Here is a 15,536-nt window from a genome sequence, read left to right on the forward strand (position 1 = left end):
CGGCCGGCTGTCGCTTCAGAGGCCCGGTTCTGAATAATCAAAACCGACGCCTCTCTTTGTTTTGACGCGTTTTCTTCACGCGAACCGGGAATCCACTTCGCTTGAAAACGCTACGCTTAGAACGATGTGCCGCCGCCGAACCTGAATTCCTGCGTGCGGTCATTCTTACCCTTGGTGATCGGAACCGCATAGTCGAAGCGCAGCGGACCGAACGGCGACGCCCAGATCAAGCCGACACCGACCGAACTGCGGACGACATTGCCTTCGTCATACTGCAGGCCGAGGCAGGTGCCCGGCGTCGCCGGATTGGTCGTCGGCCGCACGCAGCCGGGAACGTTGACTTCACCGGTCTGCGCCCACGAGGTCGTGCCCCGGTAGTCAAACAGGCCGCCGGCGTCAGCATAGATCGCGCCCTTGAGCCCGACTTCCTTCGGCAAGAACCAGAACGGCATCTGCAATTCCGCCGACGCGCCCCAATATTTGGTGCCACCGAGCGCGTCACCCGTACCGTAGGGGTTGATGTCGCGCGGGCCGATGCCGTTCGGCGCAAAGCCGCGGACCAGGTTGGGACCCATCTGGAAGTGATCGAGCATGCGCAGCTGGTCGTTGCCGAGCTGGTTGAGCATGCCGCCCTGGAAACGGAGCAAGCCGACGATATCGGCGACCAGCGGCGTGTAGTACTTCGCATCGATCGCGGACTTGACGTAGGAAACGTCGCCACCGATGCCGGCGAAGTCCTGCTTCCAGTCGACCAGCAAGCCGGTGGTCGGGTTCTTGTTGTTATCCAGGGTGTTGTAGTTCAGCGAATAGCCGACCGACGAGGTCAAGGTCCTGCCGCTCTGCAGCTCCTTGCGGACCGGCAGCGAGGCTTCGCCGTCGCTGTAGCACCACAGGCCGACGCCAGAGGCGTCGGTAGCGCCCAGTGCGGTCGCGGCCGGCACACCGTTCAGATTCACCCAGGCCGGCGACGGGTTGAACGCCAGCAATCCGTTGTTCGGGTTGTTGTTACAGTTCGACAGCGAACTCGGCAGCTGGATTTCCTGCTGATAGATCGAATAGCGCAGCTGCAAGGCCAGATCTTCGCGCAAGGTGAAGCCGAGGCGCGGGCTGAAGCCCATCGTCTTGGTTCCATACGAGATGTAGCTGTTGGCGAGTTGCTGGCGCTGGAACAGGTCGAGGCCGAGCGCGACGCGATAGTCCAGCAGATACGGCTCGACGAACGACAGCGAGTAACCACGCGCATACTGGCCATAGGTGACAGCCGCCTTCGCATACAGACCGCGGCCGAGGAAGTTGCGTTCCGAGATACTGACTTCGGCGAGCGCGCCGTCGGTAGTCGAATAGCCACCCGACACCGAGAAGTCGCCGGTCGACTTCTCGTCTATATCGACGATCAGGACCACACGGTCGCTGGACGACCCCGGCTCGGTGATGATCTTCACGGTCTTGAAGAAGTCGAGATTCTTCAGCCGGCGTTCGGCACGATCGACGAGCGCGCGATTGTAGGCGTCGCCTTCCGAAAGGTCGAACTCGCGGCGAATCACGTAGTCGCGGGTCCTGGTGTTGCCCCGGATATTGATGCGCTCGATATAGGTTCGCGGGCCTTCATCGATCGAGTACACGATCGAGACGGTGTGCTGTTCGAAATTGCGATCGCCGCGCGGACGCACGATGGCGAAGGCATAGCCGCGCCGCGAGGCTTCGATCTGCATTTCCTCGACGGACTTTTCGAGCGCCTCGGCATTGTAGAGCGATCCGACGCTGACACGCGAGAAGCTGCGCATCGAGTTCACATCGAGGGTTGCAATGCTGGTCTGGAAATCGACGGTGGCGACGCGGTATTGCTGCCCTTCCTCGATCTTGAAGGTGACGAGGAAGCCTTTGCGCTCCGGATCGTATTCGGACAGCGCGGCCACCACTTGCACGTCGGCAAAGCCGTTCTTGAGATAGAATCGGCGGATCAGGTCACGGTCGGCCTCGACCCGGTCCGGATCGTAGACGTCGGCGCCGCCGAGGAAGCTCAAGAGGTTGGATTCGCGCGTCTTGATGACGTCCTTCAGCCGGTAGGACGAATAGAACCGGTTGCCGATGAATTCGATGTTCTTGACGCCGGTCTTGCCGCCTTCGCTGATCGTGAAGATCAGGTCGACGCGGTTGTTCGGCTGTTCAATGATTTCCGGGGTGACGCTGACATCATAGCGGCCCGAGCGGCGGTAGATTTCAGCGATACGCTGGGCGTCCGACTGAACCATCGGGCGCGAGAACGTGCCGCGCGGCTTGGACTGGATTTCGGCCGAGAGCTGGTCGTCCTTGACCTTCTTGTTGCCCTCGAAGGCGATGCGCCCGATGACAGCGTTTTCGACCACGACCACGATGATCCGGCCGCCGGCCTGATTGATTCGCACGTCCTGGAACAGGCCGGTTTCGATCAGCGCCTTCAGGCCGTCATCGATTTGGGCCTGCCCGAGGCGGCCGCCGGGTCCCGGCTTGAAATAGGAGCGAATGGTCTCGATTTCGACGCGCCGATTCCCTTCCACGGAGATCGAAGCCACCGTCTGGGCAGCAGCCGGCGCAGCAAAAAGCACCCCCGCCACCGTGGCAGCCACCGGCACGGCGAACATGATCGAGGCGGCCAACAAGCCCCCCCGCACTCGCATTCCAAACATCATGCGCCAAGCGCCCTTGTCATTCTTGTGCTGGCCCGCACCCCCACGAACCAGCAGATTCCCATTTTCCGCATGTCTTGTAGCCAATTTCCCCAAGGCGGCAAACGGAACATCGCTCCGCAATTCCATTTTCATTCCAAGACGTTGCCGATGGGCAACGCCACAAAAAAGCCGCTTCACGATGCCGCCAGATGCAGGATGTCGTTATAGGTCGCAAACACCATCAGCATCAGCACCAAACCCAGTCCGATCCGGAACCCCATCTCCTGAGCCCGATTCGACAGCGGGCGTCCCCGGACCGCCTCCACGGCATAGAACAAAAGATGACCGCCATCGAGCAGCGGAACCGGGAACAGGTTCAACAGGCCGATCGAGATCGACAGCACCGCTGCAAGGTGCACCAGCGCGGTAAAGCCGATGGTGGCCACCTGCCCCGAAATCTGGGCAATCCGAATCGGGCCACCGACCTGGTCGGCGGCTTCCCGGCCGGTAAAGACGCCGCCGATATAGGCCAGCGTGCGATCGATCACGAACCAGGTTTCCTTGACGCCGAGCCACATCGCGGTTGCCGGATCGACCCGTTCGGTCACGACATCGCCCGGCGCGGTCGCGCGGGTGATGCCCAAAACGCCGAGCCGGTGGGCGTTGCCGAACGGATCCTTTACTTCGCGCTGCTCCGGCGTGCCCTTCATTTGCAGCGTGGCATCGCCGCGCTTGATGGTGAAGTTCAGCTGAACGCCGGCATTGACGCCAACGACGCGCTGCATGTCGGAGAAGCTGCCGATGGTCTTGCCGTCGATCGCGGTGACGATGTCGCCGACCTGAAAACCCGCCTTCGCAGCGGCGCTGTTGGCTTCGATCTTGTCGACGCGCGCGGTCGTGCTCGGCTTGCCGAAGAAGGTGAACAGGCAGGTGAAGATCACGATCGCCAGGATGAAATTCGCGATCGGTCCGGCGGCAACGATCGCCGCGCGCGGACCGACTTTCTTGTGGTGGAAGCTGCCTGCCTGCTCTTCCGCGCTCATGCTGGCAAGCGCCTCGGTCGAGGGCGTTGACGCTTCGGTGTCGTCACCGAAGAACTTCACATAGCCGCCGAGCGGGATCGCCGAGATTTTCCAGCGGGTGCCGTGGCGGTCGTTGAACCCTGCAAGCTCCGGCCCGAAACCGAGCGAGAACGTCAACACCTTCACGCCGCACCCGCGGGCGACCAGGAAATGGCCGAGCTCGTGGAAGAAAACAACGATGGTCAGGACGAACAGGAAGGGAATGATGTAGCCGATGAGCCCACTGCTCAACGTATTGAAACTATGTAGAAAAAACTCAGTCATTCGATTCCCCTCGCGCGAGCCTAAGGCTGCGCCCCCAACCCTCTAGGATGCCTTTAAGGCAATTTGAGGCAATAGGGAGGCAGCTTTATTTCGCGCATTATGGTCAACGGAAATCGCATCATCCGCCGAGCTCAAAGGCGCCAGGTTTCCGGAGCGGACCCAGTCGTTCATGGTCGCCTCGACCAGCCGTGCGATCGCGCCGAATCTGATCTTGCCGGCGATGAAGGCTGCCACCGCCACCTCATTGGCGGCGTTGAACACCGTGGTCAAACCGCCGCCGGCGCGCAGCGCGTCGTAGGCCAGCCGCAAGCCGGGAAATCGCTCGAAATCCGGTGCCTCGAAGGTCAGCTGGCCGATTTTGGCGAGATCCAGCCGCGCCGAGGGACCGACGATTCGATCGGGCCAGCCGAGGCAATGGGCGATCGGGATGCGCATGTCAGGCGCGCCGAGCTGGGCCACCACCGAACGGTCGGAGAATTCGACCATGCCGTGGATGATCGACTGCGGATGTACGAGCACATCGATCTCGTCGGGCGTCAGCGCGAACAAATACGACGCCTCGATCACTTCGAGCCCCTTGTTCATCATCGACGCCGAATCGATGGTGATCTTCTGGCCCATGCTCCAGTTCGGATGCTTCAGCGCCTGCGCCAGCGTCGCCTGCTCGATGTCGGTAGAGGTCCAGGTGCGGAACGGCCCGCCCGACGCGGTGATGATCACGCGCACAAGCTCGTCACGGTTGCCGGAACTGAGCGCCTGAAACAGCGCATTATGCTCGGAATCCGCAGGCAGAATGCAGGCGCCTGCCTTGGCGGCGCGCTGCATGAAGAAATCGCCGGCGCAGACCAGGCACTCCTTGTTGGCAAGCGCGACCGCCGCCCCGCGGTCAACAGCGGCGAGCGCCGGCTTCAGCCCGGCGGCGCCGCTGACGGCGGCCATCACCCAGTCGGCCGGCCGCGCCGCGGCCTCGATGATCGCGCTTTCGCCGGCGCCGCATTCGGTCCGCGTGCCGGCCAGCGCTTCCTTCAATGCGCCGAGTTTGGTGGGGTCGGCGACCGCCGCAAAGCGCGCGCCGAATTCTCGTGCCAGTTTGGCGAGCCCCTCGACATTGCCATTGGCGGTCAGCGCCTCGACCTGGTAGCGGGCGCGGTCGCCGCGCAGCAAATCCATGGTGCTGTCGCCGATGGAACCGGTGGCGCCCAGCACTGTGACGGTGCGCGCGGCGGATGCCGCGGCCTTGTTATTACGCAATGGAACCGCGCTCATTTGTTCACCAAATCATAAGACCGCGGCCAACGCCATCGGCGCCGCCCCGGAGGAAACCGATCAGCGCCGCCACCGCGACAGCTGCAACAAATCCGTCCAGGCGATCCAGCAGCCCGCCATGGCCGGGAATGATCTGGCTGGAATCCTTGACGCCAAAGCGCCGTTTTACCGCGGATTCAAAGAGATCGCCGAGTTGAGAAACCACCGAAAGAACGCCGGATATCATCAATAGCGGTCCGATTTTCCCCAGATCCAGCACCGCGAATATACCGGCCACGGCAAGACTTGCGACAAAGCCGCCAATGGCGCCGGCCCAGGTCTTTTTGGGGCTGACGCGCGGCCAGAGTTTTGGGCCACCGATGCCGCGGCCGGCGAAGTAGCCGCCGCTATCGGTCACCCACACGATGACCAGCAGGAAGATCAGCGCGATAAAACCCTTCACGGGATCGAGCCGCAGCAGGACAGACGCGACCTCCGCTACCGCCGCATAGCAAAACCCCGCAGCGCTCCAGTTTCGCTGCGCCGGCGTGATCAGGAAGACCGCCACTAGGCCGACAGCCAGCACCGCCAGCGCAGCATCGATCCGCCCGATGGCGAGACAAAGCCCCGCCACGGCCAGCGCGACAATACCTGTTGCGACCACGCGCTTGTCAGCCGCGCAGCCCACCACCATCAGCCATTCGACATAGAGTCCGATCGCGACCGCCGTCACCAGTGCGGCCCAAAACCAGCCGCCGGCATAGGCGATGGCGACGGCGAGCGGAATCAGCACGGCGGCTGCAATGATGCGCGTCGAGAGGTTGCGCGTATCCTGTTCGGCAGCGGCCGCCGGCGCGGCCTTGCCCTCGGTCACGATCCGGTTTTCGCGGCCAGACCGCCGAAACGGCGCTCCCGTCTGGCATATTCTGCGATAGCGCTTTCAAGTGCCGCCTTGTCGAAATCCGGCCAGTGGATCGGCACGAAGACGAGCTCGCTGTAGGCCGCCTGCCACATCAGGAAGTTCGACAACCGCTGCTCGCCGCTGGTGCGGATGATCAGGTCGGGATCGGGAATATCCGGCGCGTCGAGATATTGGCCGAGCGTGTCTGTGTCGATCGATGCGGGATCGCGCTTGCCTTCGGCCACTTCGCGCGCGAGCCGTTGCACCGCGTTGGCGATTTCCTGGCGCGACCCGTAATTGAAAGCGACGACGAGATTGAGCTTGGTGTTGGCCCGCGTTAGTTCCTCGGCCTCGTTCAGGAGCGCGCAGATATCCGGCTCCAGTCCTTCGCGCTCGCCGATCACGCGCACCCTCACCCCGTCGCGGTGCAACGTCGCCAGATCGTTGCGGATGAAGCGACGCAGCAATCCGAACAGGTCGCCGATTTCGGTCGCCGGTCGCGACCAGTTCTCGGAGCTGAACGAGAAGATGGTCAGATAGATCACCCCGAGTTCATGGGCGGCACGCACCACGCGGCGCAGCGCATCAACACCGCGGCGATGGCCCTCCGCGCGCGGCAATCCCCGCGCGGCCGCCCAGCGCCCGTTGCCGTCCATGATGATCGCCACGTGCAAGGGACCGGTTCGATCCGGTCCTTCGGTTGCGGGGGCGGCGGCGTTCGGCATCGTTAAAGTTCCAGGACCAGTCCTAAAGTCTCGGTCTCAAGTTTCGATCTTAAGGCCTTAAACGGTAAGGATTTCCTTTTCCTTCGCCGCCAGCAATTGATCGATCTCGGAAATCATCCCGTCGGTCGCCTTTTGCACGTCATTGGCCAAGCGCTCCTGGTCGTCCTCGGAGATTTCGTGGTTCTTCTCGAGCTTCTTGACCGTATCGAGCCCGTCGCGGCGGACGTGCCGGACCGCAACCTTGGCCGCTTCGGCGTATTTATGCGCGACTTTGACCAGTTCCTTGCGGCGTTCCTCGTTGAGTTCCGGAATCCGAAGGCGCAGCACCTGCCCTTCGGTCGCGGGGCTCAGGCCGAGGTTGGAGTCGACGATCGCCTTCTCCACGGCCTTGACCATGGATTTGTCCCAAACCTGGACGGAAAGCAGCCGCGGTTCGGGCACGCTGACGGTTGCGAGCTGATTGAGCGGCATGTGCGTGCCGTAGGCATCGACCTGGACCGGCTCCAGCATGGACGCGGCCGCACGACCGGTGCGCAAACCGCCCAGTTCATGCTTGAGCGCCTGGGTGGCGCCCTGCATGCGGCGTTTCAATTCGTTGATGTCAAAACCAGGTGTGGGCATAACGCTCTCCCCTCCTCAGAAAACCATCCGCCGGCATTATCAGGCCCGCGGTTCGACGTGGCGCGGGCCTGTCAGCCGGCGACCACCGTGCCGTGGCCGGTACCGCGCAGGATCGCACCAATCGAACCGGGTTCGGCGATCGAGAATACGATGATAGGCAGCGCAGTCTCGCGGGCAAGCGCGAATGCGGTCGCATCCATCACCTTGTAGCCACCTTCAATGGCCTGCGAATGCGTCAGGCGGTCGAAACGCTTGGCCGACGGGTCTTTCTTGGGATCGGCGCTGTAGACACCGTCGACATTGGTGGCCTTCAGCACCGCCTGCGCCCCGATCTCGGCCGCCCGCAGCACCGCCGTGGTATCGGTGGTGAAGAATGGATTGCCGGTTCCGCCGCCGAGCAGGACGATACGGCCCTCGGCGAGGTATTTGTGCGCCGCACCGCGGGTGAACAGTTCGGAGATTTCAGGCATCACGAACGCCGACAGGGTTCGCGCCGGCGTCCCCTTGCGTTCGATGGCCGCCTCGACCGCAAGGCAGTTCATCATGGTGGCGAGCATGCCCATGGTGTCGCCGGTCGGGCGCGACACGCCGCGCGAGGATACCTCGACGCCGCGAACGATGTTGCCGCCGCCGACCACCACCGCCACCTCAACCCCAAGCTGGCGCGCGGCGATCAAATCGTCGGCGATACGGTCCACGGTAGGCTGGTCGATGCCGAAGGACTGGCTGCCGGCGAGATATTCGCCCGAGATCTTGATCACGACGCGACGATAGACCGGCTCTGCCATAGCTTGTCGCTTCCTTCATTCCGCGCAGGCATCTTCCGGCGCAATGGCGCCGGAAGATTGTCGACCGCGGTTACTTTTTGCCGCTGGCCGCCGCGACTTCGGCTGCGAAGTCGGATTCCTGCTTTTCGATTCCCTCGCCGAGAGCATAGCGCACAAACGCAGTAATTTTCACAGGCGCGCCGACCTTGCCCTCGGCTTCCTTCACGGCCTGCGCCACCGACTTGCCGGTGTCATGGATGAACGCCTGCTCCAGCAGGCAGACTTCCTTGTAATAGGTCTTCAGACCGGACTCGACGATCTTCTCGATCACGTTCTCCGGCTTGCCCTGCTGGCGATACTTGTCGGCCAGCACGTCCTTTTCCCGCTTCACGGTTTCCGGGTCGAGGCCGGACGGATCGAGCGCCTGCGGATTGGTCGCGGCAACGTGCATCGCGAGCTGGCGGCCGAGCGCCGAGAGCTCATCGGTCTTGCCGGTCGATTCGAGCGCCACCAGCACGCCCATCTTGCCGGCGTTGTCGATGACAGCGCCGTGGATGTAGCTCGCCACCACGCCATTGGCGACCTCGAGCAACGCCGCACGGCGCAGCGACATGTTCTCGCCGATGGTGGCGATCGCATCCGAAATCGCGGTCTCGACGGTGAAGTCGCCGACTTTCGCAGCCTTGATCGTTTCGACGTCGGCGCCGACGCGAAGCGCGACCTGCGCGACCATCTTGACGAGGCCCTGGAACTGTTCGTTGCGGGCGACGAAATCGGTCTCCGAATTGACTTCGACGACGACGCCCTTGTTGCCCGACGTCATCGCGCCGATCAGACCTTCGGCTGCGACGCGGCCGGCCTTCTTCGCGGCCTTGGACAAGCCCTTCTTGCGCAGCCAATCCTGCGCTTCCTGCATGTTGCCCGCGGTTTCGGTGAGCGCAGCCTTGCAGTCCATCATGCCTGCGCCGGTCGACTCGCGCAGTTCCTTGACCATCGCCGCAGTGATCGTTGCCATCGTTGAATGTCCTTCTTGCCTGTTAGCCGCAAGCGCGGCGCGCCTTGCGCCGTGCCGCCATCAGCTACAGGAATGCCGTAACAGGGAAATCAAACCGGTGGCCGGAAGGCCGGCCACGCGGCGTTACAATTATTCCGCTTCCGCGGTCATCGCCTTGGCCTGGGCAACCCAGCCATCGGCCCGGCTCGGAAGTCCGACCTCTTCACCGATCTTGTGCGCGGTATCGTGGTCCAGTTCGGCCAGCTGCCAATAGTGGAAGATACCGAGATCGTTGAACTTCTTCTCGATCGCACCCGACACGCCGGTGAGCTTCTTGAGGTTGTCGGCGGTGCCACGGGGGCCCGCCAGACCCTGGAAGCCGGCCGGCTGCGGAGCGGCCGGGATTTCCTCACGGACCGGCTGCGCGGAAGCGCCGATGTCGATGCCGTGGTCGCCCTGGGCGCGCGAGATGCCGTCGATGGCGGCGCGGGCCACCAGATCGCAATACAGCGAAATGGCGCGGCCGGCGTCGTCATTGCCCGGCACCACATAAGTGATGCCCTTGGGATCGGAATTGGTGTCGACGATCGCGGCGACGGGAATGTTGAGCCGCTGCGCTTCCTGGATCGCGATGTCTTCCTTGTTGGTGTCGATCACGAAGATCATGTCGGGAAGCCCGCCCATGTCCTTGATGCCGCCGAGCGAACGGTCGAGCTTGTCGCGCTCGCGCTGCAGCGTCAGCCGTTCTTTCTTGGTGTAGGCGTTGGCATCGCCGGAATTGAGCACTTCATCGAGATGACGCAGCCGCTTGATCGAACCGGAAATGGTCTTCCAGTTGGTCAGCGTGCCGCCGAGCCAGCGCGAATTGACGAAATACTGCGCCGACCGCTTGGCGGCCTCGGCAACGCCGTCCTGCGCCTGCCGCTTGGTGCCGACGAACAGGATACGGCCGCCCTTGGCGACGGTGTCGCTGACCGCCTTCAACGCGGTGTGCAGCAACGGCACGGTCTGCGCGAGGTCGATGATGTGGATGTTGTTGCGGGCACCGAAGATGAAATCCGCCATCTTGGGATTCCAGCGGTGCGATTGGTGGCCAAAGTGAACGCCAGCTTCAAGCAGCTGACGCATAGAAAAATCGGGTAGCGCCATGGTAATACTTCTCCGGTTGGTTCCTCCGGAAGCGTGTGAGCAGACGAGCCTTATGGCCCGGCTGCCACCGGACGGCCTTTGAGAGCCATGCTTCCGTGTGAGATGCCGCGGTATATAGCCGGATTCCAGCCAGAAGCAAGGAAATACGGCCGGTTTTTGTCGCGGGCGGCCCGGTCCGGGCCCATAAATGCGGGCATTCGGGGCCCGAATCCGCCGAAAACCCCCGCGGAGACCCTGTCTCGGCCGGGATGGTGAGAACGATTCGCATTGTCGCCGGCCACGGGCAGGCGTAATCTCCACCCAATTCGCAAGCGCCCGCATCGTGAGGCGACGACGCGAGTTCCTCCCGATGTCCGGATTGCCCGTTGCAATGGAGGAACTGCTATGACCGTCTCCCCGACCCTGCAGAACTACCTGGACCAGACCGTCACCTACGACCTGATCCCTCATGCCCGCACCATGTCGTCGACGCGCACGGCCGAGGCCTGCCATGTGCCGGGCGACGCGCTGGCCAAAGGCGTCGTCCTTCGCCGTGAGGACGGCTACATGATGGCGATCCTTCCGGCCTCCCGCCATCTGCATTTGCCGGCCCTGAAAATGCAGCTCGGCCACAAGGTTGATCTGGCGAGCGAAGAGGAGGTCGCGAAGCTGTTTGGCGACTGCGAGCGTGGCGCCGTACCGCCGGTTGGCGAATGCTTTGGGCTCGATGTCATCGTCGACGACAGCATCGACACGCAGAGCGAGATCTACATGGAGGGCGGCGACCACGCCACACTCATCCGCCTGGACCGCGAGCAGTTCGCGCGATTGACCGCGAAGGCCTGGCACGGCCACTTCACCACGCACGATTGAGGCCGCTCGAGCGCCGGTCGAGCGGCCTCACGCAACGCCATCGCGCGCGTTCACCGTTGAACAGCCGCGACCAATTGCTCCAAGGCGCCTCGATCGCAAGGCCCCGCCGTGTTTCAGTGATGGGCTGAAACGCTCTTGACGTACCCGGACACCAGGTCGCCGGACGTTGAATGGCTGATGTCACCCAAGCTGATCATGCCGACCATCCGCTTGCTCTTGTTGATCACCGGCAACCTGCGGACTTTCAGCGTCTCCATGTGGTGCACCGCCTTGGCGAGGTCATCGTCCTCCCGGCAGCAGTGGATACCTTCGGTCATCACGTCGCGCGCCTTGGCGCGGCTGGCATCGAAGCCGTTGCCAGCAAGCCCTTTGCAGACGATGTCGCGATCGGTCACCATTCCGATCAGCTGATCGTCCTCCCCGATCGGAATGCAGCCGATATCATGCGCTCGCATCAGCTTTGCGATTTCGGTGACAGGCGTGTCGGGGCTGACCCAGTCGACGCCCTTGTGCATCGCTTCTTTGACTTTCATGGCGGACCTCCGTTGCTGCGATTTCAGGTGGTATCCCCGTGATGCAGAACAGTTCCCCCTTGACTCGACTATACGACGGATCGGATCGGACGGCATCGCAAAAAAATGCGATGACAACTCCGCAATGCAGGGAAAGCCCGCACCGGCAGCGCGTCCATCAATCCAGGATGCCTCGCCAGCGTCGAATGGCGAGGCCGGCGCACAGACGCCGGCCTCAGCTCACCATGCGCTGGCGGTTTTCCCAGTACGGCTTGCGCAACTCGCGCTTCAGGATCTTGCCGGCACCGGACAGCGGCAGCGGTGTCTCGGTGACCTCGACACTGCGTGGGCATTTGTAACCTGCGATCAGTGTCTTGCAGAAATCCATCAACTCGTCGGGGGTTGCCGTCGCGCCGGGCTTGGGAACGACAATGGCGTGGACCTGCTCGCCCCAGCGCTCGCTCGGAATGCCGATCACGGCGCATTGCGCCACCGACGGATGCTGCGCCAGCGCGTTCTCGACCTCGGCCGAATAGACGTTCTCGCCGCCGGAGATGATCATGTCCTTGACGCGGTCGACCACGTAGACGAAGCCGTCCTCATCCATGTAGCCGCCGTCGCCGGTGTGCATCCAGCCATCGATGACGGCCTTGGCGGTTTCCTCGGGCCGCTCCCAATAGCCCATCATCACATTGTCACCGCGCACGGCGATCTCGCCGACGGTGCCTGTGGGCACCACCTTGTCGTCGGCGTCGACGATCTTGACCTCGCAACCGAGCGTGGGACGGCCGGCGCCGCGATGCCGCCCCTTGGCGCGGCCATCGCCGACATGCTCCTTCCAGTGCAGTATCGTCGCGATCGGCGACAATTCCGTCATGCCATAGGCTTGCGTGAACTGCACGTTCGGCAATGCCTTCATTGCGCGGCTGAGCACGGCGTCGCTGATGACGGAGGCGCCATAGGCGATCCCCGTCAGCGACGACAAGTCGTAGTCGCCGAGTTTCGGATGATCGACGAACATCTGGATCATGGTCGGCACCAGCAGCACGTCGGTCACGCGGTCGCGCTGCATCGCGCCGGCGACACCGTCGGGCGTAAAACCCTGGATGATGACGTTGGAGCCGCCGCTCAGCAGCACCGAATACATCGCCGCCCCGTTGGCAAGGTGGAACATCGGCGCGGCGTGCAGATAGACCGTGCTGCTCGGCCACAGGCCTTCGCCGAGGGCGTTCAGCGCGTTGACCATCAGATTGCCGTGGCTGAGCATCACGCCCTTGGAGCGTCCGGTGGTGCCGCCGGTATAGAAGATGCCGGCGAGATCCTCGCTTTTGCGCATCGCATCCTGCATCGGCGTGCTGCGCGCGATCAACGCCTCATACCCCTCCATGCCGGCGGGGGCGTCGCCATCATCGGCATAGATCAGCTTGAGGCCCGGGATCGCCTGAGCGAGAACAGCGCCGACCGCAGCAAAAGCCTTGTCGACGAACAGGATGCCGGCGCGGCAGTCGCGCATGGCGTCTTCGTTCTCCAGCGGGCTCCAGCGGATGTTGAGCGGCACGATCACGGTGCCGGACCAGCCGGCCGCAAGATAAAGCTCGAGATAGCGGTCGGAATTGAGCGACAGGATCGCGACACGGTCGCCGGCCTGCGCGCCGAGGTCCCGGATGCCTGCGGCAAGGCGTGCCACGCGGTCGCCGACCTCGCGCCAGCTTTTCTTCCGCTCGCCACAGACGATGGCAAGGCCGTTCGGATTGATCTGCAGCGCGCGCCGCAGGCCGTGCGTGATGTTCATTTCCGTCCTCCCTTTGCCGGCCGGCTTTTCTTGAGTGTTGCCGGGCCGCGTTTCCCTGGCTGGTCTTTTGCCAACCCTTCGGTGAGTTGAGCCGCGAACCGGCTGGCGACGGCTTCCGCCGACCACGCGCCGTCGCGCTGATACCAATGACCGATCCAGTTCAGTGAACCTGCGATGGCAAAAGCCGTGAGTTTCGGGTCACACGGCTTGATCGAACCGTCGGCGACGCCGTCGGCGAGGTATTTGCGAAAGGTCCGGTCGATGCGCTTTTTGGCGGCGCGGACGATCTTCTGGTTTTCCGCGGTCAGGTCGCGCGCATCGAACCGCACCAGACTGGCGCCGGAATCAGTCGTCATCTGCTCGGCGTAAGCCTGGATCAGCTTGCGCAGCTTGGCGAGCGCATTGCCGCCGCCATTGTCGATTTCAGCAATGAACTCGTCGACGATTTCCTGACCCAACGCCCAGCATTCGAACAGGATTTCGTCCTTGCTGCGGAAATAATTGTACAGCGCCGGCTTGGTGATGTTCAGCCGCTCGGCGACATCGTTGAGCGTGACGCGGTGATAGCCCTGCTCGAGAAACAGCCGCACTGCGGTGCGCAGCACGGCTTCGCGCTTCTCGTCGCGGGCGCGGCGACGGCTTTCGAACGGCATCCAGGGCGACTGTCCGGTGGGGGATGAGGCTGATCCATCCATCTTTGCATTCATCCGGCGCGGTTGACTCGAAAGCGAGGGTGTCCGTATATTACCCGTGGGTAATAAAAAGTCCAATGGGTAATAAAGGGAGCGCACCATGGCATCCAGCGTCTATGTTGCCGGCGTCGGCATGATCCCGTTCGTCAAACCGGGCGCGAACGCGCCCTACCCGGTGATGGGCGCGGAAGCGACCAGGCTTGCGCTGGCTGACGCCGGCGTCGGCTACGAGATGATCCAGCAGGCCTATGCCGGCTATGTCTACGGCGATTCAACCTGCGGACAGCGCGCGCTGTACCAGGTCGGCATGACCGGGATCCCCATCATCAACGTCAACAACAATTGCTCGACCGGTTCGACCGCGCTGTTCATGGCGCGGCAAGCGATTGAATCAGGCGCGCTCGATTGCGTGCTGGCGCTCGGTTTCGAGCAGATGAAGCCCGGTGCGCTCGGCGCCGTCTTCACCGACCGGCCGAGCGCGTTCGACGAATTCGACGCCGCAGCCGACAAATTGGTCGACGCGCAAGGCGTCCCGCTGGCGCTGCGCTATTTCGGCGGCGCCGGTCTCAGCCACATGAAGAAATACGGCACGCCGCTGACCTCGTTCGCCAAGGTGCGGGCCAAGGCGAGCCGGCATGCCAAGAACAATCCGCTGGCGCTGTTCCGCAAGGAAGTCAGCGCTGACGACGTCATGAACGACCAGGTGATCTGGCCCGGCGTGATGACGCGGCTGATGGCCTGCCCGCCAACCTGCGGCGGTGCGGCGGCAGTATTGGTCTCGGAGAAATTCGCCAGCAAGCACAGCCTGCGCAAGGACGTCCGGATCGCGGCGCAGGCGATGACCACCGATACGCCCTCCACCTTCAAGGCCGGCGACATGATGCAGGTGGTGGGCTTCGACATGACGCGCGCCGCCGCCAACAAGGTCTATGAGGCCGCCGGCATCGGCCCTGACGATCTCGACGTCGTCGAACTGCACGACTGCTTCGCGCATAATGAGCTGATCACCTATGAGGCGCTCGGCCTGTGCCCCGACGGAGGCGCGGAGCGCTTCATCGACGACGGCAACAACACCTATGGCGGCAACACCGTGACCAATCCGTCCGGCGGCCTGCTGTCCAAGGGCCATCCGCTCGGCGCCACCGGCCTCGCGCAATGCTATGAACTGACGCATCAGCTGCGCGGTTCGGCGGAAGCACGACAAGTGGACGGCGCAAGGCGCGCCCTGCAGCACAATCTCGGCCTCGGCGGCGCCTGCGTCGTCACGCTCTACGAACGCGTCTGAGGCCCTG

The 15,536-nt window shown here is 63.2% G+C and carries 14 protein-coding genes; 2 read left to right on the forward strand and 12 right to left on the reverse strand.

Going from position 1 to position 15,536, the window contains the following annotated elements; translation table 11 throughout:
• Nucleotides 1-116: 116 nt before the first annotated feature.
• The 9 genes from bamA to JQ558_RS11900 form a co-directional block, all read right to left on the reverse strand.
• Nucleotides 117-2,669, reverse strand: a complete 2,553-nt coding sequence (gene bamA, locus JQ558_RS11860; protein ID WP_212293746.1) for an outer membrane protein assembly factor BamA — start codon at nucleotides 2,667-2,669, stop codon at nucleotides 117-119.
• A gap of 173 nt (nucleotides 2,670-2,842) precedes the next feature.
• Nucleotides 2,843-3,994 carry an RIP metalloprotease RseP gene (rseP, locus tag JQ558_RS11865; protein WP_212293747.1) on the reverse strand — a complete coding sequence of 384 codons (1,152 nt, stop codon included), beginning with the start codon at nucleotides 3,992-3,994 and terminating at the stop codon, nucleotides 2,843-2,845.
• A gap of 42 nt (nucleotides 3,995-4,036) precedes the next feature.
• Complete coding sequence (dxr, locus tag JQ558_RS11870; protein WP_212293748.1) at nucleotides 4,037-5,260, reverse strand: 1-deoxy-D-xylulose-5-phosphate reductoisomerase; 1,224 nt, start codon at nucleotides 5,258-5,260, stop codon at nucleotides 4,037-4,039.
• A 4-nt stretch (nucleotides 5,261-5,264) separates the two neighbouring features.
• Entirely contained in the window at nucleotides 5,265-6,113 is an 849-nt protein-coding gene (locus JQ558_RS11875) for a phosphatidate cytidylyltransferase (RefSeq protein ID WP_212293749.1), read from the reverse strand.
• Nucleotides 6,110-6,865 (reverse strand): isoprenyl transferase, encoded by a 756-nt coding sequence (locus JQ558_RS11880; RefSeq protein WP_212293750.1) that lies wholly within the window; start codon nucleotides 6,863-6,865, stop codon nucleotides 6,110-6,112. Before JQ558_RS11880 ends, JQ558_RS11875 begins: the two co-directional genes overlap by 4 nt.
• A gap of 57 nt (nucleotides 6,866-6,922) precedes the next feature.
• Nucleotides 6,923-7,486: a ribosome recycling factor gene (gene frr / locus JQ558_RS11885; protein WP_212001459.1), complete on the reverse strand. Its 564-nt coding sequence runs from the start codon at nucleotides 7,484-7,486 to the stop codon at nucleotides 6,923-6,925.
• Between the two features lie 71 nt (nucleotides 7,487-7,557).
• Nucleotides 7,558-8,274, reverse strand: coding sequence for a UMP kinase (gene pyrH / locus JQ558_RS11890; protein WP_212208073.1), 717 nt, complete (start codon nucleotides 8,272-8,274; stop codon nucleotides 7,558-7,560).
• Nucleotides 8,275-8,344: 70 nt separating this feature from the next.
• The gene (gene tsf / locus JQ558_RS11895; protein WP_212293751.1) at nucleotides 8,345-9,268 is read right to left on the reverse strand and encodes a translation elongation factor Ts; all 924 of its coding nucleotides are present in this window, start codon (nucleotides 9,266-9,268) and stop codon (nucleotides 8,345-8,347) included.
• Nucleotides 9,269-9,397: 129 nt separating this feature from the next.
• Nucleotides 9,398-10,396: a 30S ribosomal protein S2 gene (locus tag JQ558_RS11900; RefSeq protein WP_192733409.1), complete on the reverse strand. Its 999-nt coding sequence runs from the start codon at nucleotides 10,394-10,396 to the stop codon at nucleotides 9,398-9,400.
• A 384-nt stretch (nucleotides 10,397-10,780) separates the two neighbouring features.
• Here JQ558_RS11900 and JQ558_RS11905 point away from each other — a divergent pair, with 384 nt between their 5' ends.
• On the forward strand, nucleotides 10,781-11,248 hold the full coding sequence (locus tag JQ558_RS11905; protein WP_212208075.1) for an aminoacyl-tRNA deacylase: 468 nt from the start codon (nucleotides 10,781-10,783) through the stop codon (nucleotides 11,246-11,248).
• A gap of 113 nt (nucleotides 11,249-11,361) precedes the next feature.
• Here the strand turns inward: JQ558_RS11905 and JQ558_RS11910 are convergent, their stop codons facing one another.
• From JQ558_RS11910 to JQ558_RS11920, 3 genes are all read right to left on the reverse strand, one after another.
• Nucleotides 11,362-11,781 (reverse strand): CBS domain-containing protein, encoded by a 420-nt coding sequence (locus JQ558_RS11910; RefSeq protein WP_212208076.1) that lies wholly within the window; start codon nucleotides 11,779-11,781, stop codon nucleotides 11,362-11,364.
• Nucleotides 11,782-11,995: 214 nt separating this feature from the next.
• Nucleotides 11,996-13,552: a long-chain fatty acid--CoA ligase gene (locus JQ558_RS11915; RefSeq protein WP_212293752.1), complete on the reverse strand. Its 1,557-nt coding sequence runs from the start codon at nucleotides 13,550-13,552 to the stop codon at nucleotides 11,996-11,998.
• Nucleotides 13,549-14,247, reverse strand: a complete 699-nt coding sequence (locus JQ558_RS11920) for a TetR/AcrR family transcriptional regulator (RefSeq protein ID WP_249142440.1) — start codon at nucleotides 14,245-14,247, stop codon at nucleotides 13,549-13,551. The genes JQ558_RS11915 and JQ558_RS11920 overlap by 4 nt, the downstream gene beginning before the upstream one ends.
• Before the next feature lie 97 nt (nucleotides 14,248-14,344).
• Between JQ558_RS11920 and JQ558_RS11925 the strand changes: the two genes are divergently transcribed.
• Nucleotides 14,345-15,529 (forward strand): lipid-transfer protein, encoded by a 1,185-nt coding sequence (locus JQ558_RS11925; RefSeq protein ID WP_212293753.1) that lies wholly within the window; start codon nucleotides 14,345-14,347, stop codon nucleotides 15,527-15,529.
• Nucleotides 15,530-15,536 lie beyond the last annotated feature (7 nt).

Origin of the sequence: Bradyrhizobium sp. AUGA SZCCT0160, from assembly GCF_018130105.1 — a bacterium.
In the GTDB taxonomy this organism is placed as follows: Bacteria; Pseudomonadota; Alphaproteobacteria; order Rhizobiales; family Xanthobacteraceae; genus Bradyrhizobium.